Below are 20,544 nucleotides of genomic sequence, written 5' to 3'. Positions count from 1 at the left end.
TGGTCTTGCCTCATTCGTCGGTCTGGTTGCCGGTTAAAAAATATTAAAATATTAGAAATCGTACGACAGGTGAACGCACAGGGTCATCAGCGGAAGCAGGACCTGTCCGAAATATCCACATAGACTCACCTCGTGGAGTTGCGGATCTACCCTGACGGCCCGTCCATCCAGGTGGCCGACGAGGCGGCGGCCCTGGCCGGCTCGCTCGACGGCCAGCTCGTCCTCGACGGCAACCGCTTCCTGCGCCGGGACGTCAAGGGCGCACCGGTCGCGTTCGTGGAGCGACCGCCGATCGCCGAGGCCCTCGACCTCCTCCCCCACCCCGAGGGCGGCTGGTTCCGGGAGACGTGGCGGTCGCCGGTGACGTTCACGCCCGACGGGTATCCCGGTGCGCGGGCCAGCGCCACCGCCATCTACTTCCTGCTGCACCCGGGCGAGGAGTCGGTGCCGCACATGGTCAGGTCGGCGGAGATCTGGCTGTGGCACCGCGGCGGGCCGCTCGACCTGACGATCGGGGACGAGACGGTCGTCCTGGGACCGGACGTGGAGCACGGGCAGGTGCCGCAGGCGGTCGTGCCGGGTGGCGCGTGGCAGTCGGCGCGTCCCGCGGGCGACGAGGCGGTGCTGGTGAGCTGCCTGGTCTCGCCGGGCTTCGACTTCGCCGACTTCACCGCCTAGCGTCCGTGACCACCTGCTTCACCGCCTAGCGTTCGAGGTATGACGCGGCTGGCCCTCTTCGACCTCGATCGGACGCTGCTCGACCTGGACACGGCGTTCGTCCTGTGGGCGGGCGAGTTCGCCGAGCGGCACCGGCCGGCGGAGGGGGCGGTGGAGCGGCTGGTCGCGCTGCACGCCGCGACCCATCCGGACCGGGAGCGGTTCTTCGCGCGGGTACGCCGGATGTTCGGCGTACGGGAGTCGGCGGAGGCGCTGATGGAGGGCTTCCACGCGCGGATGCCACACCTCGCGGAGCTCTACGCCGGGGTGCCGGAAGCGCTGGCCGGGTTGCGCGCGGCGGGATGGCGGGTGGGCGTCGTCACCAACGGCCCGGCGCGGCGGCAACTCGCGAAGATCCGGCGGACCAGGCTGGACGACCTGGTGGACGGGTACGCGATCTCGGGGGCCGAGGGTGTGCGCAAACCCGCGGTGGAGCTGTTCGCGATCGCCGCCCGGCGGTGCGGGGCCGACCTGGGCCAGGGCGGCTGGATGGTGGGCGACAACCTGATCGCCGACATCGGCGGGGCGCGGGCGGCCGGGCTGCGGCGCATCTGGATCGACCACGGCACGTGGCCGGGACACGAGCATGGGGCCGACCACGTGGCCGGGACACGAGCATGGGGCCGACCACGTGGTCGGACACGTCCTGGAGGGCATCGCCGTCCTTCGGGCCGCCCACCCCTGAGCCGATCGGACCGCGAGATCACCCCGGGCCCGCCCCCTGAGCCCGATCGGACCGCGATCGCCCCGGGCCCGCCCCGAGCCCGATCGGACCGGGAGATCATCGCAAACACGCCCCCTGAACCCGATCGGACCGCGAGATACCCGCAGGGCCGCCCCCTGCCCCCGAGCCCGAGCCGGTGGCAGGTTTACCGGCGCGCGGCCGGGCAGCCCGCTAGGGGTGGAGGAGGTGTGGTCATGGAGGCCAAGGAATGGACCGTGCGGATCTCTCTCGCCGAGGACGGCGACGACACCGCCGCCCGGGCGACGCTGACGATGGGGAACGGCGACCGCGTGACCGGGACCGGCCGGGCGCGCCGCAATCCCGCCGATCCGGCAGTGCCGGAGATCGGGGACGAGCTGGCCGCCTCCCGCGCGCTGGCGGACCTGGCCGAGCGGCTGGCGGTCATCACAAAACACGATATTTCGGAAACAACCGCCGAATTCCCAGCTCCCACCCGCTCGTGGTAACGCCATTATACCACGAAATGCGAATTAACGCATTTCACCGCTAAATGGCGAGATTTCGCTATATTTATGGCCATGGGTGCCGCAGAAGAGAAATTCATCAAGTCCGGGAAACTGAGCCTGTGGACCGAACGGTTCGGTGACCGGGGAGACCCCGTGGTGCTGCTCGTCATGGGCACCTCCACCCCCGGCCTCGGCTGGCCGGACGACCTCGTGGACACCCTCGTGGCCGGCGGCCGGCAGGTGATCCGCTTCGACCACCGCGACACCGGCCGCTCCGACTGCGTCGACTTCACCACCGACCCGTACACGCTCGCCGACCTGGCCGCCGACTCCCTCGCCGTGCTCGACGCGTACGACACCCTCTCCGCACACGTCGCCGGCGCCTCCCTCGGCGGCGCGGTCGGCCAGTGGCTGGCCGCGCACCGCCCCGAGCGGGTCACGACGCTGACCGCGATCATGACCAGCCCGATGGGCACCGACGCGGGCCCCATCTGGGTACGCGCCCTGTCCGGCCAGGCCCCGGACCCGGACGACCTGCCACCGCCCGCGCCCAGCTTTCTGGAGCACCTCATGCGCGCGGCGGCCGTGCCGAGGATCACCCGCGAGGAGTACATCGCGGCGAACGTAGAGACGTGGCGGGTGCTGAGCGGCGAGGTCCTGCCCTTCGACGAGGCGGCGGCCCGGCGGCTGGTCGAGGAGTCCTACGACCGTGCCGGCAATCCCGCCGCCGCGACCAACCACGACCTGGCCGGGCGCGCGATGACCGCGGACCGGCGAGCCCCGCTGTCCTCGATCAAGGCCCCCACGCTGGTGATCCACGGCACGGCGGACCCGCTGCTCCCGCCGCCGCACGGCGCGGCGCTGGCGGCCCGGATTCCCGGCGCGCGACTGGAGACGATCGAGGGCATGGGCCATTCTTTCCTTTCTCCGGACTTGCCCCGCCGGGTCGCCGAGCTCATTCTCCGGAACACGGCCCAATAATGTGCCGAGGCTGCCCAGATATCGCCCGGACCACGAATAGTGAACGTCCCTCTGGCAATTGCCGCAATGCGGTCGTCGGGCCGGACGATGCCTGGGGTAACGTCGGCTCTCTCCGGTCGGTCACCCGACTCGCCGCACGCACGAGGAGAGACGCATGGTCCGCAAAGCCGTGATCCCGGTGGCCGGTCTGGGCACCCGGCTGCTCCCCCTGACGAAGGCGCTGCCGAAGGAGATGCTGCCGATCGGCGACAAGCCCGTGATCGAGCACACCATCAGGGAGCTCGTGGACTCCGGCATCGACGAGATCACCATCGTGACCTCGGCCCGCAAGGAGCTCGTGCAGCGGCACTTCGCGCCGGACGCCGACCTGGAGCAGCAGTTGCGCGACGCCGGCAAGGACGACCTCGCCGACGCGGTGGCCGAGCTGTCGTCCCTGGCGCACATCACGTACCTGTACCAGAACGGCCCCTACGGCAACGGCACCCCCGTGCTGAACGCCGCCCGCGTCATCGGCGACGAGCCGTTCATGGTGCTGTGGGGCGATGACGTGTTCGTGGCCGAGGTGCCCCGCGCCAGGCAGCTCAAGGCCGCTTACGAGGCGACGGGCGCGCCCGTGCTCGCCCTGCTGCCGATGGCGGTCGAGGACGCCTCCCGCTACGGCGTGCCGATCGTCGAGGAGGATCTCGGCGGGGGCCGCCTGCGCATCTCGGGCCTGATCGAGAAGCCGCGCCCTGAGGAGGCCCCCTCCCGGTACGCCGCCATCGGCGGTTACGTCGTCACTCCGGGCGTCGTCGCCGAGCTGGAGGCCGCCACCCGCCGCTGGCAAGGCGACCCCGAGGGCGAGATCTACCTCACCGACGCCCTGCACCGCCACGCCGCCGCCGGGAACCCGGTGTACGGCCAGGTCATCGACGGCACCTGGTGGGACACCGGCTCGCCGCTCAACTACCTCAAGGCGCAGTTCGCCGCGGCGCTGGCCGATCCGGTCCACGGCCCGGAGCTGCGCAAACTGGCCCTGGAGAGCTAGCGTCTACCGCAGAAGCACATGAGGAGGGCACCGGTGAGCCGACAGATCGTTTCCATCGTGGGTGGCAAGGACGCGGAGTCCGCGGCCACGTACGAATCAGTCAACCCCGCCCGCACGGGCGAGGTCGTGGCGCAGGTGGGCCTGGCCGACGCCGGCACGTTCGCCGCCGCCTGCCGCACCGCCAAGGAGGCGCAGCGCGAGTGGGCCAAGGTGCCGGCGCCGGTGCGCGGCCGGGTGATCGCCTCCATCGGGCGGCTGGTCGAGGCCAACGCCGAGCGGCTGGCCCGGCTGGTGACCGAGGAGATCGGCAAGCCGTACGCCGAGTCGCTCGGCGAGGTGCGGGAGATCGTGGACACGTGCGACTTCTTCCTGGGCGAGGGCCGCAGGCTCTACGGGCAGACGGTCCCGTCGGAGATGCCGGACAAGAACCTGTTCACGTTCCGGAACCCGATCGGCGCGGCGGCGGTCATCACCGCGGGCAACTTCCCGGTGGCCGTCCCGTCGTGGTACCTGGTCCCGGCCCTGCTGTGCGGCAACGCCGTCGTCTGGAAGCCCGCCGAGTACGCCGCCGCCTCCGCGCACGCGATGTTCCGGCTGTTCACGGCGGCGGGCCTGCCCGACGGCGTGCTGAACATCGTCTTCGCCGACGGCGCGGAGACGTTCGCGGGCCTGGAGCTGGCCCTGGGCGAGGGCAGCGTGCAGAAGGTCGGCTTCACCGGCTCCAGCGAGGTGGGCCGGAAGGTCGGTGAGCTGACCGGCCGCCACCTGCAGTCGGCCTGCCTGGAGCTGGGCGGCAAGAACCCGATGGTGATCATGCCGGACGCCGATCTCGACCTGGCCGTCGAGGGCGCGCTGTTCTCCGGCTTCGGCACGGCCGGCCAGCGCTGTACGAGCCTGGGCACGGTCATCGTGCACGAGAGCGTGCACGACGCGTTCGTGGAGCGGTTCGCGCGCGCCGTGGGCGACGCCCGGATCGGCGACCCCGAGCAGGACGTGCTGGCCGGGCCGCTGCTCGACCAGAAGTTCGCCGACCGCTACGAGGAATACCTGACCTGGATCCAGCCCCACCACAAGGTCGTCACGGGCGGCCGGGGGCGGATCACGAAGGACAACCCGCGCGGCGACTTCGACGGCGGCGAGGGCCTCTACTACCACCCGGTCGTGGTGGACGGCGTCCGTCCCGGCGACCGGCTGTTCATGGAGGAGACGTTCGGCCCGCTCGTGGGCGTGACCGCGTTCCGCACCCTGGACGAGGCCATCGAGCTGGCCAACCTGCCGGGTTACGGCCTGTCGAGCTCCATCTACACCACCGACCCCAAGCACGCCTTCCGCTTCCGCGAGGGCATCTCGGCCGGCATGGTCAGCGTCAACAACTCCACCTCCGGCGCCGAGGCCCACCTGCCGTTCGGCGGGAACGGCAAGTCGGGCAACGGCAGCCGGCAGTCCGGAATGTGGGTGCTCGACCAGTTCACCCGCTGGCAGGCGATGAACTGGGACCACTCCGGGCGCCTGCAGAAGGCGCAGATGGACGTGGCGGAAATCACCCCCGATGTGGACTTCCGCCTCGCATGAGAAAACGGGGCCCCTTCGCGCGAAGGGGCCCCGTCCTCCGGAGGATCAGACCTGGCCGGCCTTCTCCAGGGCCGAGCAGCAGGTGTTCACCAGCAGGCGGGTGACCACGTACGGGTCGACGTTGGCGTTCGGGCGGCGGTCCTCGATGTAGCCCTTCTTGTCCACCTCGACCTGCCACGGGATGCGGACGGAGGCGCCGCGGTCGGACACGCCGTAGCTGTACTTGTTCCACGGGGCGGTCTCGTGGGCGCCGGTCAGGCGGCTCTCGATGTCGGCGCCGTACTGGGAGACGTGCTCCATCGGCTTGTCACCCTCGCCGAGCGACTCGCAGGCGGTGATGATGGCCTCGTAGCCCTCACGCATGGCCTTGGTGGAGAAGTTGGTGTGCGCGCCGGCGCCGTTCCAGTCGCCGCGGGCGGGCTTGGCGTCGAGGGTGGCCTCGACGCCGAACTCCTCGGCGGTCCGGTAGAGGAGGTAGCGGGCGAGCCACAGGTGGTCGGCGACCTCGATCGGGCCGGCCGGGCCGACCTGGAACTCCCACTGGCCGGGCATGACCTCGGCGTTGATGCCGGAGATCGCGAGGCCGGCGGCGAGGCAGCGGTCGAGGTGCAGCTCGACGATCTCGCGGCCGAACACGGCCTCGGCGCCCACGCCGCAGTAGTAGTGACCCTGCGGGGCGGGGAAGCCGCCCTCGGGGAAGCCGAGCGGGCGGCTGCCCTTGAAGAAGGTGTACTCCTGCTCGATGCCGAACCAGGACTCCTGGGCGGCGTACTGCTCGGCGATCGGGCGCAGCAGGGCGCGGGTGTTGCTGACGTGCGGGTCGCCGTTGATCTCCTCGACCTCGCACAGGACCAGCTTGTTGGCACCACCGCGGATCGGGTCGGGACACGTGAGCACCGGGCGGAGCACACGGTCCGACGAGTGGCCCTCGGCCTGGTTGGTGCTGGACCCGTCGAAGCCCCAGACCGGAGGCTCGGCCCCGTCGGCAAGGATCTTGGTCTTCGAGCGCAGCAGAGCCGTGGGCTCGGTGCCGTCGATCCAGATGTACTCAGCCTTGTAGCTCACGGCGGTCCTTTCGGGGTTCTTCTCAGCCACGCCGAGTCTTACGGACGGCCGTTTCCCGGTTTTTGCCCGAATGTGAACGCCGTGTTAATCAGGAGGTTTCTCGCACAGTGCCGTCGCCCTCGATGGTGAGCACGGCGTTGGGCCCGCCCTCCCCGCACTCGGGGCCGTTGGGGTAGCGGCCCTTCGGGGTGACGGTGACCGTACGCTCCAGCACCGGGTCGCTTCCGCCGCCCCGCAGCGTAAGCCGTACCTCGACGGGCCGTTCTGGCAGCCCCTCCACATCGCCGAACCCGTGCTTCTCCCCGGTCGGCACGCCCGTCATCGCGCAGGTGTCGCCCGAGCAGGTCTCCCGGCCCGCCCGCGAGGACGGATAGAGCCCGGCACGCGCCTGCTTGCACGCGCCGTCCCAGCACACCTCCAGCTCGACGGAGCCCGACCGGTCCGCGAGCGGCCCCTTGACGTGCACTCCCACGCCCACCGGGGTGCCGATCAACGTGCACGGCACGCTTGGCGAGCAGCCGGTGACGAGCAGGAGGGCGGGGACGAGCCAGACAAGTCGGCGCACAACCGATAAGACGCGGGGCAGGCACCGCCGGTTCGGAGGGCCGTGCGAACATCGAGTCAGGGGGATTCTCATGCACGATCTGTGGTTCGGCGCGTTCCTGTCACCTGAGGCCGCCGGGCGCGACCGGCTGTTGCGCCACGTCACGCTGGCCGACCGGCTCGGGCTCGATCTGATCGGGGTCCAGGACCATCCGTACCAGGCGGACTTCCTGGACACCTGGACGCTGCTGTCGGCCGTGGCGCAGCGCACCGAGCGGATCCGGCTGGTCCCCGACGTGGTCAACCTGCCGCTGCGGCCGCCCGCCGTGCTGGCCCGCGCCGCCGCCTCCCTCGACCTGCTCAGCGGCGGTCGGGTGGAGCTGGGGCTGGGCGCGGGGGCGTTCTGGGACGCGATCGCCGCGATGGGCGGGCGCCGGCTGTCGCCGCCGGAGTCGATCGAGGCGCTGGCCGAGGCCATCACCGTGCTGCGGGCGCTGTGGACGCCGGGTGAGCCCGTGGTGTTCGAGGGTGCGCACTACCGGCTCGGCGGCGCCCGGCCCGGGCCGTTCCCCGCCCACCCGATCGGCATCTGGATCGGCGCGATCAAGCGCAGGATGCTGGAGCTGACCGGGCGGATGGGCGATGGCTGGCTGCCCTCCTCCTTCTACAGCCCGCCCGAGGCGGTGGCCGCCCAGGTGAAGGTGCTGGACGCGGCGGCCGCGGACGCGGGGCGCGACCCGGCCACGATCCGCAAGGTGTACAACATCGGCGGCTCGTTCTCGCCGCTGCCGGGGCCCGGGTTCCTCGACGGGCCCGCCTCGCTGTGGGCCGAGCAGCTCACGGAGCTGGTGTTCGAGGTGGGGATGACCGGCTTCGTGCTGGCGCCGGGGCTGCAGGCGGAGCGCGACCTGCGTACGTTCGCCGAGGAGGTGGCGCCGGCCGTGCGCGCGGCCGTGGCCGATCAGCTGGGCCGGCCCGCGCCCGAGCCGGCCGATCGGCCCGTCACCATCGCCGAGCTGCTCGACCTGGACGAGGAGGGGCGGCCGCACGCGCCCAAGCAGGATCCGGCCGCTCTCACACCCGAGCAGCGGCGGCTCGGGAAGCACCTGGTGGACGTGCACGACGGCTACCGCCAGGAGCTGCGGCAGGTCCAGGACGCGGTGGAGGAGGTGGCGGCGGGCCGGCTGGGCGCGGAGGAGCTGCGCTCGACGATCAACCGGCTGAGCGTGCGGCAGAACCACTGGACGCTGGGCACGTACTGCGCGACGTTCTGCCGGCTGCTGACCGTGCACCACACGGTCGAGGACGGGGCCATGTTCCCGGCCATCCTGGAGCGCGACTCGACGCTGGCGCCGGTGATCAAGAAGCTGGAGCAGGAGCACGAGGTGATCGCCGAGCTGCTCACCCGGCTGGACGAGGCGTGCGTGGACCTGCTGCGGCGCGGCCCGGCCGGGCTCGACGGGGTCAGGGCCCGCGTGGACCGGCTGGCCGAGGTGCTGTCCTCGCACTTCGCGTACGAGGAGGAGGAGCTGGTCGAGCCGATCGCCCGCCTGGGCATCCAGGTCTAGGCCGGGTCCAGGCCGACGGGCCAGGTCTGGCCGACGGGCCAGGGTCTAGGCCGACGGGGCGACGGCGGCCAGCTCGGGCAGGACCTCGCCGTGCAGGATCGAGCGGGCCAGGGCGTCGCCCGTGAACGGCGCCATCGTCAGACCCGCCGCGCCGAACCCCGTCACCACGTGCAGCCCGGCCGTCCCGGGCAGCGCGCCCGCGATCGGCAGCTCCCCCGACGGCAACGGGCGCAGCCCGACCCGGGTTTCGATGACCGTCGCCTCCGCCGCTCGATGACCTCCGGGTAGTAGGCCGCGCCCGCCGCGTACAGGTCGTAGAACGGGCCCTCGACGGTGGATGCCCACGGCGAGATGATGCCCGCGCCGGCCTCCGTGGCCTGCCCGGCCAGGCCGGACTCCACGACCGTGACGGCCGCGCCCCTGCGGGCCAGCGCGAAGGCGGCGCCGGCGCCGGCGATGCCGCCGCCGATGACGATGACGCGGTGCTCCTGTCGCACTGTGCCCCTTCTCTCTCCGGGACGGATGCCGGGTGAGATCCGGTAAGACCGGGTACCACTTGCGAGGATACGAGTTCGCGCCCGCCAGAAGTCGCCACCCCCCACGACGGCCCGCACACATGGAGCCTCGAGTGGACGTATCCGCCGCGGTGTGGTGGCTGACGATCCTGGGGATCGTCGGGCTGCTGCTGTTCGACTTCTTCTTCCACGTCCGCAAGTCGCACATCCCCACGCTGCGCGAGGCGTCGGTCTGGTCCGCCTTGTACGTGGGCATCGCCCTGCTGTTCGGCGTCGGCGTCTGGCTGCTCGGCGGGCCCGAGCCGGGGGCCGAGTATTTCGCCGGTTACGTGACGGAGAAGGCGCTGTCGGTCGACAACCTGTTCGTGTTCCTCGTCATCATGTCGAGCTTCAAGGTGCCGCGCGCCGACCAGCAGAAGGCGCTGCTGTTCGGCATCGTCTTCTCGCTGCTGGCCAGGACCGGGTTCATCCTGGTGGGCGCGGCGCTGATCAACATGTTCGCGTGGGTGTTCTACCTCTTCGGCCTGATCCTGCTGATCACGGCGGGCAACCTGCTCAAGCCGGAGGGCGAGGAGAGCCACTCCCCCGACAACCTCATGGTCCGCGTGGCCCGCCGGCTGCTGCGTACCACCGACACCTATGACGGCGACCGGCTGTTCACCGTCGAGGACGGGCGGCGGGTCATGACGCCGATGTTGCTGGTCATGATCGCCATCGGCGGGACCGACATCCTGTTCGCCCTCGACTCGATCCCGGCCATCTTCGGCCTGACCCAGAACGTCTACCTCGTCTTCACCGCCACCGCGTTCTCCCTGCTGGGCCTGCGCCAGCTCTACTTCCTCATCGACGGGCTGCTGGACCGGCTGATCTACCTGGCCTACGGCCTGGCCGTCATCCTCGCCTTCATCGGGGTCAAGCTGGTCCTGCACGCGCTGCACGAGAACAACGTGCCGTTCATCAACGACGGCGAGCCGGTGCCAGTCGTCGAGATCAGCACGGGCCTGTCCCTGTCGGTGATCATCGGGGTGCTGCTGGTCACGGTGGTGGCCTCGCTGGCCAGCGCCAAGGGCCGCGCGCAGAACACGGTGTCGGTGGTCCGGCGGCACGCGCAGCAGTACCTGGACGTCGAGCAGGACCCGGAGGTGCGCGAGGAGATCTTCCGGCGGCTGCTCACCGAGGAGGCGGAGCTCAGGAAGCTGCCGGAGAAGTACCGGCGGCAGATCCGCGACGAGGACCGCCTGATGGCCCTCCTGCGCCGCGCCCACGAGGAACACACGACCCAGACCGCGCACCGACCCTGACCGCGCGCCGACTCTGAGGCACGTCCGCGCACGTCCGCGCACGTCCGCGCCCGCACACGTCCGCCCGGACACGCATCGGGCCCGGGCGTCGTGCCCGGGCCCGATGGGCCGATCCCGTGGACGGTACGGCTACGCGCGCCAGTCGGTGCCGTTGCCGTTTCCGTCGTAGCCGAGCAGCCGCATGGCCTTGTCCGGCTCCATCGCCGCGGCCAGGAGCTGGGCTCGGGCGTTGGCCGTGTCGCGCTCCTGCTCGGCCCTGGCCTGCGCCGCGCGTACGCCCTTGATCGCGACGAACGCCAGCCCGCCGCCCACGATCGCCGCGACGACCACGACGAACAGCAGGAGCAGCAGCCCCGGCGAGGCCACCGGCGACGAGCCGGCCGCGTTGGCGCCGTTGCCGCCCGCCAGCGTGCCCGTCACCGCCAGCGCGGCGATGATGGACAGCACGACCAGCCCCAGCAGGCTGGCGACGACCAGCCAGATCCGGCCGACAGCCCTGCGCCGCGCCGGCGCGGCGGCTGGAGCGGCTGTGCCCACCACCACGGGCACCGGCGTGGCAGCCGCCGGGGCCACCCCGGAGACCGGCGCGGGAGCGGCGGCGGCGGCCCAGGGCACGAACTCGGGCCGGTCGGCAGGCTCGGCCGACCTGTCGGGCACGACCGGCCCGTCATGCACGACCGGCCCGTCATGCGCGACCGGCGACGCCCCGCCCTGCAGAGGCGCGACCGGCGAAGCCCCGCCCTGCTGGGGCGCGACCTGCGAAGCCCCGCCCTGCAGAGGGGCGACCGGCGGCGAGCCGCCCGAGGCGGATGTCTCCGGCGAAGACGTGGCCCCCGCGGGCGCCGTCACCGACGGGGGCGCCGCCATAGGCGACCCCAGCGGCCCCGCCTGCGCGGGCGAGCCTGCCGCGGAAGGCGTTCCCACCGTCCCGGGCGGCCCCGCCGCCGTGGGCGACGCCGGGGAGCCCGCCGGCACAGGCGGCCCGTAGGGGGCGGGTGGCTGGATCACCGGATGGCCCTGGATGACCGCCGGCGGGCCCGGTGGCATCGCGCGGGCGGCCTTGAGGCCCGATCCGCCGAGGCCGACCGGCACCGCCTCGACCGGCTCCCCCGCGTTCCCCGGCAGGTCGCGCTCGATGTGACTGTGCTCCTTGTGCGCCCTGGCCGCGTCGCGGTGGTAGTCCTCCAGCTCCCGGTAGAGCTCGTCGGAGGCGTAGACGGTGCCGTCGATGAGCGGCCCGGGCTCGCGCCGGATGATGGCGACCACGTCGTCGCCGTTGAGCGTCTTGTGCGTCTCCAGCGCGTGCGCCAGGCAGAGCACCTCCCTGCGGTGCTCCTGCAGCAGCGCCTCGGTCTTCTCCAGCAGCCGGACGAGGTTGAACTCGATGCGCTCGCCGAGCACGTCGGGCGTCAGGTCGGGCTGGTTCCTGGCCGGCTCCCTGTCGGTGATGCCGATGGAGCCGCCCGGGCCGCGCTTGCGCATGGCCTTGCCGCCCATGATCTCCAGCTCCTGGAGCGCGGGCAGCGACGTGACGCCGGAGCCCATGCCCCAGTACGACTCCATCATGGCGGTCAGGTAGGTGGCCGAGTAGAGGTCGCCGGAGACGCCCGAGGAGTTGTCCTCGCCGAAGAACATGCGCTCGCCTGCCAGCGAGGCCAGGGAGACCATGATGTCGGCCTCGTGCTCGGACTTCCACCGGGTGAACTGGTCCTCGGGCTTGATCGAGGCGACCATGCCCAGGTAGTCGGCGCCCTTCTCGATGGTGGCGATGTCGATCTCGAGGTGGAAGCGGGTCACGTACGCCACGACGGCGTGGCAGGCCTCGTGCACGGCCACGGCGTGCCGCTCGCGCTCGATGTACTCGACGTCCTCGGGCGGGCCGAGCTGCTTGAGCCGCTTGGCGCGCAGCACGTCCGACCAGGTGATGATCTCCCGCCCGTCCCTGATGGCGGTGATGAGCGACTCGTTGACCAGGTCCTTGATCGTGGCGCCGGTGGCGTACGGGGTGATCGTGGCCAGCTTGTCGATCTGCTCCGGCGTGAGCTCGTGCCACACCTTGTCGAAATAGCCCTGGTACGTCCGCACCCGCCCCGCCTTGGACGGGTAGCCGACCTTGTAGATGCGGTCGATGCGGCCCGGCCGCAGCAGCGCCTCGTCCAGCGCGTCCGGCCGGTTGGTGGCCATCATGACGAGGATGCGGTATTTGGGCGGCGGCTTGGGCCGCATCCCGAGCAGCCGCCGCACGAGACGGTTGAAGAACCCGCGCGGCTTCTTGAGCCCGGACAGCTCGGTGAGCAGCGCCTGCAGCGTGCCGGGGTCGCCGCTGCCGTTCATGCCGCCGCCCATGAAGAAGCGGTTGCGCCGGCCGGGCTCCTCCTCAGCCGGCGGCCCGCCGCGGAAGGCCAGCACCTGGCGGGTCTCCTCGGTCAGGTAGCTCAGGCCGTGGCAGCCGTGGTGGCCGGAGAACTCGGAGAAGCCGCCGCCCTGGCCGGGCGGGCCCTGCTGGGCGAGGCGGCCGCGCTTGCCGAGGGAGTCGGCCTCGTCGAAGAAGACGATCACGCCGCCGTACCGGAGGGCCAGCTTGCGCAGCTTCCTGAACAGCCCCTTGACCTTGAGGATGCCGACGCCCATGAACATGTTCGTGAACGCGCCCGGATCCACGAACACGTACGGCTTGCCGGTCTCGCCGGCCACGGCCTCGGCCATGAGGGTCTTGCCGGTCCCCGGCGGGCCCCACAGCAGCAGGCCGCTGGGGACGTACCCGCCGCGTCGCTCGATCTCGTCGGGCCGCTCCAGGAAGACGATGTTCTCCTGGACCCGCTCGACCACGTGGTCCTGCCCCCACACGTCGCGGAAGCGGGTCTTGATGTCGTCGGGGAAGTACGTCTCGACGCCGCCCCTGGACAGGAACCAGAACAGGCCCACGAACTGGATGATGACGAAGAAGAACAGGAAGACGATCTGCAGGAAGAACGGCAGCGCCTGCCAGATGAGCGCCGGCGCCTGCAGCAGCGCGGCGAACGGGCTGACGTCCAGCACCGCACCCAGCACCAGCGCGGTCAGCGTGATGAAGAAGGCGATCTTCAGCGCCCGCGCGAGGCGGAAGCGCGTCCAGTCGTCGAAGCGGCGGTGCGTCCAGCGCTCGAAACCGCCGAAGACCTTCTGGCTCCAGAAGCGGTGGTAGGCCGACCAGTGCTCGCTGACGAAGAAGTGCAGCTGCCGCAGCACCTCCGCGCCGAGCAGCCAGAAGATCCACTGGTAGGCGTACGCGATCTGCTGCGCCGCCTCGGGAAAGCTGACGACGCCCTCGAAGTCCGCCATCACCTTCCACGTGAGGATGAGGTAGGCCAGGACGAGGACGATGAGGAACTTGCTCCGATCCCAGAACTGCATCTTCTTCCTGGTCACGGATTCGGGATCGGAGGGCCCGCTGCCGGGGGCACGCAGCCCTTCATGCTGATTGGTCGTGGTCAATGATGCTCCCTCATCCGGGCAGCCGGAGCAGCTTGAACGAACTCGCGATCTTCTCGAACTCGGCGGCGCGCTTCCGGAAACAGACCGACTGGCAGCCGATGAGCATGACGGAGACCGTCCCGCCCTTCTCGTCGAGGATGGCGGTGTGGTCGAAGGTCTGGACGTCGTTGCCGATCTGATAGTTGAAGCGGACGTGCACGCCCCTGGCGCCTTGGTCCAGGAGCAGGACCTCGTCGCTGATGGGCTCGAAACCGTTGAACATCGGCGCCTGCCCGCCCGCCGCGGCCTGCTGCGCGTAGAGCATGCGCATCTGCTCGGTCACCGGCAGGATGAAGTCGCGCAGCCGGTTCAGGGAGATCGAGTCGCGTTGCTCCTCGGTGAGCTGGTGCACGGTGGCGTAGACGAACGGTTCCGGCGAGCCGAGCAGGTGGTTGACCGACGGATCCGTTGACTGGTCGAAGGCCGTCGACCAGACTCGCTGGGCCCGCAGCAGCGCCGCCTGCGAGTTGGGGTGGTCACCGGACAGATACAGCTCGATGGGATAGGCGTCGAGTTGGGTGAACGAAGCGGGCACCTTGAAGTAGGTCGTGCCACCCTTGTCACGTACGTAGGTGAACTCCGGCTGTCCGCACGCGGACAGCATCAGGACCGCGCCCATGAGCGCGATCAAAGCCCGTGCCTTTTTCACCAGGGCTTACCTCCGCTTTACGGACCAACGGAGTGGTTGTGCCCGCTTTCAGGAGGAATGAGCCCGATGGGCGGTGAAAAATCTTGACCAAATCTTGGCCGTCCATTGGCTTTACTTGTTACAGATCAAAAAGCCGTCCGTACCGGGTCTGTGGCGCGCCGCTACAACGTTCATGCAACCTCCATTGGTTCAACTCAGGAAGTAGCGAAAGATATGAGGATCCCTACCGCCACCCCCGGAGCGAACAATGACAGAACCCGCGATGGAGACCGTGGACTCCTTCGGCATGACGGCTGAGCGCCAGTTCGCCGATGTCTGGTCACGGTCGGTCCTGTCGATCAGGGAGCGCCGCCTGCTCCTCATCGGGCTGCTCGTCGGCCAGGGACTGCACGAGATGACGGACGTCCAGCTCGACGCCGCCCTGCGCGCCGGGGACCTGAACGAGAACGAGCTGCGGGAGGTGGTGGTCTTCCTGACCCACTACGCGGGCTGGGCCCGGGGCGCGAAGCTGAACGACCAGGTGGAGGACCTGATCGAGCGGATCAGGCAGCCTCGATCCGATAGAGCGGACCCTGCAGGCTGAGCGCGTAGAGCTCGCCGTCGGGGCCCTCGCCGAACGACGAGAGCTGGTCCACCTTGCCCACCTCGGCCGCGGCCTTGAGATCGTCCACGGGCGCGGCCCTGACCCATCCGGCGCAGAAGTCGCCGTACAGGAACTGCCCCTGCAACCAGGGGATCTTCTGGCCGCGGTAGACGTGGCCGGCGATCACCGAGCAGTTGCCGCCCTCGTTCAGGGGATAGACGATCACCGGGTCGACCAGGTCACCGGCCTTGCCGTCGCGGAAGGGCTGCTTGCCCTCGCGCAGGTTCCAGCCGTAGTTCTCGCCGCCCTCAGAACCGGCCGGCTGGTAGTCGACCTCCTCCCAGGCGTTCTGCCCGACGTCGCCGATCCACAGGTCGCCGGTGGAGCGGTCGAAGCTGAAGCGCCAGGGGTTGCGCAGGCCGTAGGCCCAGATCTCCGGACGCGCCCCCTCCTTGCCGACGAACGGGTTGTCCTCCGGCACGGTGTACGGCTTCCCGCGCGGGTCGATGCGCAGGATCTTGCCCAGCAGCGTGCCCAGGTCCTGGCCGTTGCCCTCCGGGTCGCCCGCGCTGCCGCCGTCGCCGAGCGCGATGTAGAGGTGGCCGTCGGGGCCGAAGGCGAGCTGACCGCCGTTGTGGTTGGCGTACGGCTGGTCCTGGGTGAGCACGTCGCGCCTGGCGGTGGCCCTGGTGCCGTCGTAGGCCCACTCGGTGACGTGGGTGTCGCCGTTCGCGTCGGTCCAGTCGAGGTAGACCCAGCGGCCCGAGGGGTGGAACGCGACGCCGAGCAGCCCCTGCTCGTTGCCCGTGCTCACCTCGCCGGACAGGTCGATGACCGTGTCGCCGCCGGAGGTGCGCAGCCGGCCGGTCTGCTCGGCGACGTAGAGCCGGTCGTCGCCCTTGCGCACGGCGAAGGCCACCGGCTGCTCCAGCTCGGCGATCTCCGTGAAGCGCAGCTCACCCCGCTCGGGCGGCGGGGTCACGTCGGGAGACGGGGTGGCGTCGGGCGACGGCGCGGGAGACGGGGACACCGCGGAAGCCGTCGAGACCGCCTCGGCGGGCGGCCGGGCGGTCGAGCAGGCGGTGAGTGCCACGAGGAGCGACACGATAAGCGACACGGCCACAACGAGGCGCACACCGTTCATCCTGCCATGAACGTTATGGTTCAGGCATGCCTACCGCACTGATCACTGGAGCGACCGCCGGCCTCGGCGCCGCCTTCGCCCGGCGCCTGGCCGCCGACGCGTATTCGCTCGTCCTCGTGGCGCGCGACGAGCTCCGCCTCGCCCAGGCCGCCGACCAGCTCAAGCTCAGGTACGGCGTGGACGTCGAGGTGCTGCCCGCCGACCTGGCCACCGAGGAGGGCCTGGCCAGGGTCGAGGCGCGGCTCCGTGACCCCGCTCGCGGCGTCGACCTGCTGGTGAACAACGCCGGGTTCGGCAACGCGGGCCACTTCCCGAACGTGCCGGTCGCGAACGAGGTGCGCATGCTCAAGGTGCACTGCGAGGCCGTGCTGCGGCTGACGCTGGCGGCGCTGCCCGGCATGCTGGAGCGCGACCGGGGCGCGATCGTGAACGTGGCCTCGGTGGCCGCGTTCTTCACCCGGGGCACCTACAGCGCGTCCAAGGCGTGGGTGGTGAACTTCAGCGAGTCCGCCGCGCACGAGGTGGGCAACCCGCGCATCAGGATCATGGCGCTGTGCCCCGGTTTCGTGCGGACCGAGTTCCACCGGCGGGCCTCGATGGACGCCTCGGGCATCCCCGGATTCCTGTGGCTGAAGGCCGAGGACGTGGTCCGCGACGCCATGCGTGACCTGGCGCTGGGCAAGCGCGTGTCGGTGCCGGACTTCCGTTACAAGGCCATCGTGGCGGTCGGCCGCCTGGTGCCGCGCAGCCTGCAGTCCATGGTGTCGTCGAGGATCGGCCGCTGACCCTCCCCTCCCGCGGCAAAGGAACGGGCCCCCGCCGCGGGAGGGGGTCGCGGTGGGGGCCCGAGCGGCCGTGAGCTGGGCTCACGGCCGGGAATCAGGAGTCAGGGGGTGCTCAGCGGTTGGCCTCGTGGCCGATCGCCAGGCCGGAGGACGGGTCGAAGAAGTGCAGGTTGTGCGTGTCGAGGACCAGGTCGATGTTCTGGCCGGGACGCACGTGGCTGCGGGCGTTGACGCGGGCGGTCCACAGGGACTTGTCGCCCACGAGCGGCAGCGCGGCCTCCTCGTCGTCACCGGTGTCGGCGGCGGCGACGGTGTCCTTGTGCTCGACCGGCGGGGCGTCGATCAGGAACAGGACGTTGATCTCGGAGCCCAGCTCCTCGGTGACCTCCGCCTTGACGGGCAGCGTGGCCCAGCCGTTGGCGTGGTTGCCGGCCGAGGTGGCGTCCTCGAAGTCGGAGGGGCGGATGCCGAGGATGATCTTCTTGCCGATGTACTGGTCGAGGCCCGGCTTGTCGGTGAACGTCGAGTCGGGGATCGGCAGCTTGATGTCGGCGAAGGTCACGGCCGCGCCACCGTCGCGGACGAGCTCGGCGGTGACGAAGTTCATCGACGGCGAGCCCATGAAGCCGGCCACGAACAGGTTGACGGGCTTGTCGAACAGGTTCTGCGGGGTGTCGACCTGCTGGAGCAGACCGTCGCGCAGGACGCAGACGCGGTCGCCCAGGGTCATGGCCTCGACCTGGTCGTGGGTGACGTACACGGTGGTGACGCCGAGGCGCTCGTGCAGCGTGTTGAGGGAGGCGCGCATGGAGACGCGGAGCTTGGCGTCCAGGTTGGACAGCGGCTCGTCCATGAGGAAGGCCTGCGGCTCACGCACGATGGCGCGACCCATGGCGACACGCTGGCGCTGTCCGCCGGAGAGGGCGGCCGGCTTGCGCTTGAGGTAGGTGTCCAGGCCGAGCATCTTGGCGGCTTCGCCGACGCGCTTCTGGATCTCCGCCTTCGGCATCTTGCGGAGCTTGAGGCCGAAGGCGAGGTTCTCCTCGACCGTCATGTGCGGGTAGAGCGCGTAGTTCTGGAAGACCATCGCGATGTCGCGGTCTTTGGGCGGGAGGTGGTTGACGACCTTGTCGCCGATCGAGATCTCGCCGCCGCTGATGTCCTCAAGGCCGGCGATCATCCGGAGCGCGGTCGACTTACCGCAACCGGACGGGCCGACCAGCACCATGAACTCGCCATCCTTGATCTCAAGGTTGAGCCCGTTCACGGCCTTTACGCCACCGGCGTAGATCTTGTCGACGTTCGTCAGAACGATGGATGCCATGACATTCCTTCGCGCTCCAGGGCTGTGGCCCGGACGTTGGTACAGAGTCACCACTCACGTGGATACGTTTTCAAGCATCTCACCCGAAACGGACATCGGTGTCAAGGGTTACCGCGTGACCAGCCGTTGTCAGCGCGTCCGTCTTCCGGTTTTCCTGGAACCATGATGGAATCGTTTCCATGGAGAGGCGGGCGACGATCAAGGATGTGGCCGAGGCGGCCGGCGTGGGCGTCGCGACCGTGTCCCGGGTGCTCTCGGGCGGCTCGGCCAGCCCGCAGACGCGGGAGCGCGTCCTGGCCGTCGCCGCCCAGCTCGACTACCGCCCCAGCGCCCTGGGCCGCAACCTGCGCCAGCGCCGCACGGGCGGCATGGGCCTGCTCGTCCCCGACCTGACCGACACCTTCCACGCCCAGCTCGCCGAGGGCGTGCTCGCCTGCGCCCGCTCGGCCGGCGAGCCTGTCGTGCTCGGCTCCACGGGCGGCGACCCCGAGCAGGAGTCCGAGCTGATCGGCATGCTCCTGGAGCAGAGCGTCGACCGCCTCATAGCCGTCCCGTCCGGCGACGAGGAGACCTGGGCCCCGGCGATCCGCGCGGGCATGACGGTGGTCTTCGCCGACCACCTGCCGCCCGGCCCGGCCGCCGGCGACGATCCGGCCGCGACGGCGATGACCGACCTCATGCGCCTGGACGGCCTGCCCCCCGCCCCGCAGTCGCGCCCGCTGGATGTGCCGTCCGTAGTGGCCGACGACCGGGCGGGCATCCGCACGGCGGTCCGCTACCTGCGCGGCCTGGGCCACAAGCGCATCGCCTTCCTCGGCGGCCCCGGCCAGGACCGGCGGGTGGCGGCGTTCCGGGAGGCGGTGGGCTCGCCGGTGGACGAGGAGCTGGTCGTGTTCGGCACGGGCAGCCGCGACTCGGCCTACGCCGCCGCCTCCGGCCTGTTCCAGAGCCGCCCCGACCTGACGGCGGTGCTCGCCGGGGGCAACGTGCTCGGGGAGGCGGCGGTGCTGGCGGCCAGGGAGCTGGACCTGCGGGTGCCCCGGGACGTGTCGCTGGTGATGTACGACGACGTGCCCTGGGCCGAGCTCTGCTCCCCGCCCCTGACGGTGATCGCCCAGCCGGGCCGCGACATGGGCTATCGAGCGGCCGAGCTGGTCCTGCGCTCCGGCGGCCGCCGGCCGCGCGGCGTCGTCCTGCCCACGGAGCTCATCATCCGCGGCAGCTGCGCTCCCCGCCGCTGAGCCCCGTTGCCGCAGGTGGGCTCGATCGCGAGCCGGCCGCGCCGGCGGGCGGCGCCCCCACGACGACGCGCCCGCCCGGCCGGGCTCCGGCCCGCCCCCCGTCACCGCTCGTTCCTTCTCTCCCGGAGGACCCACGCCGAAGTGCGGGGAGGGTCCGCCCCTGTCATCCCTCGTTCCTTCCCTCCCGGAGGACCCACGCCGAAGTGCGGGGGGGCCGGGAGGGTGCGGGTAAGGGGTGGCGGAGAGGCTAGGGATCGGTGGCAAGGACGGCGGCGGCGCCGCGCAGGAGCTCGGCGCGCAGGTCGGCGGCGGGCACGTCGGGGAGCTGGGTGATCGGGTCCGTGACGGCGGCCAGCGCCTGCGCCGCGCGCACCCGCCGCCGCCAGTCCGGGTCCGGGCCCGCCAGCAGGTCGACGGCGCGGTTCATGAGACCGACCACCCGGGACATCGTCCCGGTCGTCTCGTCCCCGTAGACGGAGGCGTCGTGCAGGAGCAGGACCATGGTCTCCCGGTGGGCCAGCATGACGTCGAGGCAGCCCTCCAGCACCCGCCGCCGCACCTCCGCCGGCCCGATGCCCGCGGACGCCTGCTCGCTCGCCGCCTCGATCGCCGTTTCCAGCTCGTCGATCGGCGGCTCCACCAGGCTGGCCAGCAGCTCGCTCTTGCTGCGGAAGTGGTGGTAGAGCGACGGCTTGGTGATGCCGACGCGGGCGGCGATGTCGCGCATGGAGGCCGCGCGGTAGGTCTGCGCGGTGAACAACTCCCGCGCCGTCTCGATGATCCGAGACCTCGTGTCGCCACCCGGCTCGTCCCTGGTCAACGCCG

18 protein-coding genes are annotated in these 20,544 nt (G+C 70.9%); 10 read left to right on the top strand and 8 right to left on the bottom strand.

Going from position 1 to position 20,544, the window contains the following annotated elements:
* The first annotated feature begins 132 nt into the window (after nt 1-132).
* The 5 genes from AB0J69_RS16005 to AB0J69_RS15985 all read left to right on the top strand — a co-directional run bounded on the left by AB0J69_RS16005 (nt 133) and on the right by AB0J69_RS15985 (nt 5,488).
* A complete protein-coding gene (locus AB0J69_RS16005; RefSeq protein WP_364117463.1) occupies nt 133-678 on the top strand; it encodes a cupin domain-containing protein in 546 nt (181 codons plus the stop codon).
* 39 nt (nt 679-717) lie between these two features.
* Nucleotides 718-1,908: an HAD-IA family hydrolase gene (locus AB0J69_RS16000; protein WP_364117461.1), complete on the top strand. Its 1,191-nt coding sequence runs from the start codon at nt 718-720 to the stop codon at nt 1,906-1,908.
* A gap of 72 nt (nt 1,909-1,980) precedes the next feature.
* Complete coding sequence (locus tag AB0J69_RS15995; protein ID WP_364117459.1) at nt 1,981-2,889, top strand: alpha/beta fold hydrolase; 909 nt, start codon at nt 1,981-1,983, stop codon at nt 2,887-2,889.
* 154 nt (nt 2,890-3,043) lie between these two features.
* Nucleotides 3,044-3,916 (top strand): UTP--glucose-1-phosphate uridylyltransferase, encoded by an 873-nt coding sequence (locus AB0J69_RS15990; protein ID WP_364117457.1) that lies wholly within the window; start codon nt 3,044-3,046, stop codon nt 3,914-3,916.
* A 33-nt stretch (nt 3,917-3,949) separates the two neighbouring features.
* Nucleotides 3,950-5,488, top strand: a complete 1,539-nt coding sequence (locus AB0J69_RS15985; protein ID WP_364117455.1) for an aldehyde dehydrogenase family protein — start codon at nt 3,950-3,952, stop codon at nt 5,486-5,488.
* Between the two features lie 45 nt (nt 5,489-5,533).
* Here the strand turns inward: AB0J69_RS15985 and glnII are convergent, their stop codons facing one another.
* The gene (glnII, locus tag AB0J69_RS15980; RefSeq protein WP_364117454.1) at nt 5,534-6,553 is read right to left on the bottom strand and encodes a glutamine synthetase; all 1,020 of its coding nucleotides are present in this window, start codon (nt 6,551-6,553) and stop codon (nt 5,534-5,536) included.
* 88 nt (nt 6,554-6,641) lie between these two features.
* Entirely contained in the window at nt 6,642-7,118 is a 477-nt protein-coding gene (locus AB0J69_RS15975) for a hypothetical protein (protein WP_364117452.1), read from the bottom strand.
* A gap of 70 nt (nt 7,119-7,188) precedes the next feature.
* On the opposite strand from AB0J69_RS15975, the gene AB0J69_RS15970 reads away from it, so the two are divergent.
* Complete coding sequence (locus AB0J69_RS15970; protein ID WP_364117450.1) at nt 7,189-8,664, top strand: LLM class flavin-dependent oxidoreductase; 1,476 nt, start codon at nt 7,189-7,191, stop codon at nt 8,662-8,664.
* Nucleotides 8,665-8,825: 161 nt separating this feature from the next.
* On the opposite strand, the gene AB0J69_RS15965 is transcribed toward AB0J69_RS15970, so the two are convergent.
* A complete protein-coding gene (locus AB0J69_RS15965; RefSeq protein ID WP_364117448.1) occupies nt 8,826-9,161 on the bottom strand; it encodes an FAD-dependent oxidoreductase in 336 nt (111 codons plus the stop codon).
* Between the two features lie 131 nt (nt 9,162-9,292).
* On the opposite strand from AB0J69_RS15965, the gene AB0J69_RS15960 reads away from it, so the two are divergent.
* Nucleotides 9,293-10,480, top strand: a complete 1,188-nt coding sequence (locus tag AB0J69_RS15960; protein WP_364117446.1) for a TerC family protein — start codon at nt 9,293-9,295, stop codon at nt 10,478-10,480.
* A 129-nt stretch (nt 10,481-10,609) separates the two neighbouring features.
* On the opposite strand, the gene AB0J69_RS15955 is transcribed toward AB0J69_RS15960, so the two are convergent.
* Together AB0J69_RS15955 and AB0J69_RS15950 are read right to left on the bottom strand one after the other, a co-directional pair.
* Nucleotides 10,610-13,954 (bottom strand): AAA family ATPase, encoded by a 3,345-nt coding sequence (locus tag AB0J69_RS15955; protein WP_364117444.1) that lies wholly within the window; start codon nt 13,952-13,954, stop codon nt 10,610-10,612.
* Nucleotides 13,955-13,964: 10 nt separating this feature from the next.
* Complete coding sequence (locus tag AB0J69_RS15950; protein WP_364117442.1) at nt 13,965-14,642, bottom strand: hypothetical protein; 678 nt, start codon at nt 14,640-14,642, stop codon at nt 13,965-13,967.
* Nucleotides 14,643-14,889: 247 nt separating this feature from the next.
* Here AB0J69_RS15950 and AB0J69_RS15945 point away from each other — a divergent pair, with 247 nt between their 5' ends.
* On the top strand, nt 14,890-15,225 hold the full coding sequence (locus tag AB0J69_RS15945; RefSeq protein WP_364117441.1) for a carboxymuconolactone decarboxylase family protein: 336 nt from the start codon (nt 14,890-14,892) through the stop codon (nt 15,223-15,225).
* Here AB0J69_RS15945 and AB0J69_RS15940 read toward each other — a convergent pair.
* Nucleotides 15,185-16,360: a PQQ-dependent sugar dehydrogenase gene (locus AB0J69_RS15940; RefSeq protein WP_364117439.1), complete on the bottom strand. Its 1,176-nt coding sequence runs from the start codon at nt 16,358-16,360 to the stop codon at nt 15,185-15,187. The genes AB0J69_RS15945 and AB0J69_RS15940 overlap by 41 nt on opposite strands.
* Nucleotides 16,361-16,395: 35 nt before the next feature.
* On the opposite strand from AB0J69_RS15940, the gene AB0J69_RS15935 reads away from it, so the two are divergent.
* Nucleotides 16,396-17,154: an SDR family oxidoreductase gene (locus AB0J69_RS15935; RefSeq protein ID WP_364117437.1), complete on the top strand. Its 759-nt coding sequence runs from the start codon at nt 16,396-16,398 to the stop codon at nt 17,152-17,154.
* A 112-nt stretch (nt 17,155-17,266) separates the two neighbouring features.
* Here the strand turns inward: AB0J69_RS15935 and ugpC are convergent, their stop codons facing one another.
* The gene (gene ugpC / locus AB0J69_RS15930) at nt 17,267-18,478 is read right to left on the bottom strand and encodes a sn-glycerol-3-phosphate ABC transporter ATP-binding protein UgpC (protein WP_364117436.1); all 1,212 of its coding nucleotides are present in this window, start codon (nt 18,476-18,478) and stop codon (nt 17,267-17,269) included.
* Between the two features lie 179 nt (nt 18,479-18,657).
* Between ugpC and AB0J69_RS15925 the strand changes: the two genes are divergently transcribed.
* Complete coding sequence (locus AB0J69_RS15925) at nt 18,658-19,719, top strand: LacI family DNA-binding transcriptional regulator (RefSeq protein ID WP_364117434.1); 1,062 nt, start codon at nt 18,658-18,660, stop codon at nt 19,717-19,719.
* A 247-nt stretch (nt 19,720-19,966) separates the two neighbouring features.
* On the opposite strand, the gene AB0J69_RS15920 is transcribed toward AB0J69_RS15925, so the two are convergent.
* Nucleotides 19,967-20,539 carry a helix-turn-helix domain-containing protein gene (locus tag AB0J69_RS15920; protein WP_364117432.1) on the bottom strand — a complete coding sequence of 191 codons (573 nt, stop codon included), beginning with the start codon at nt 20,537-20,539 and terminating at the stop codon, nt 19,967-19,969.
* Nucleotides 20,540-20,544: the final 5 nt, after the last annotated feature.

It is taken from the genome of Nonomuraea sp. NPDC049709, assembly GCF_040674815.1.
In the GTDB taxonomy this organism is placed as follows: domain Bacteria; phylum Actinomycetota; class Actinomycetes; order Streptosporangiales; family Streptosporangiaceae; genus Nonomuraea.
This window is presented reverse-complemented; position numbering and strand designations above follow the sequence as displayed.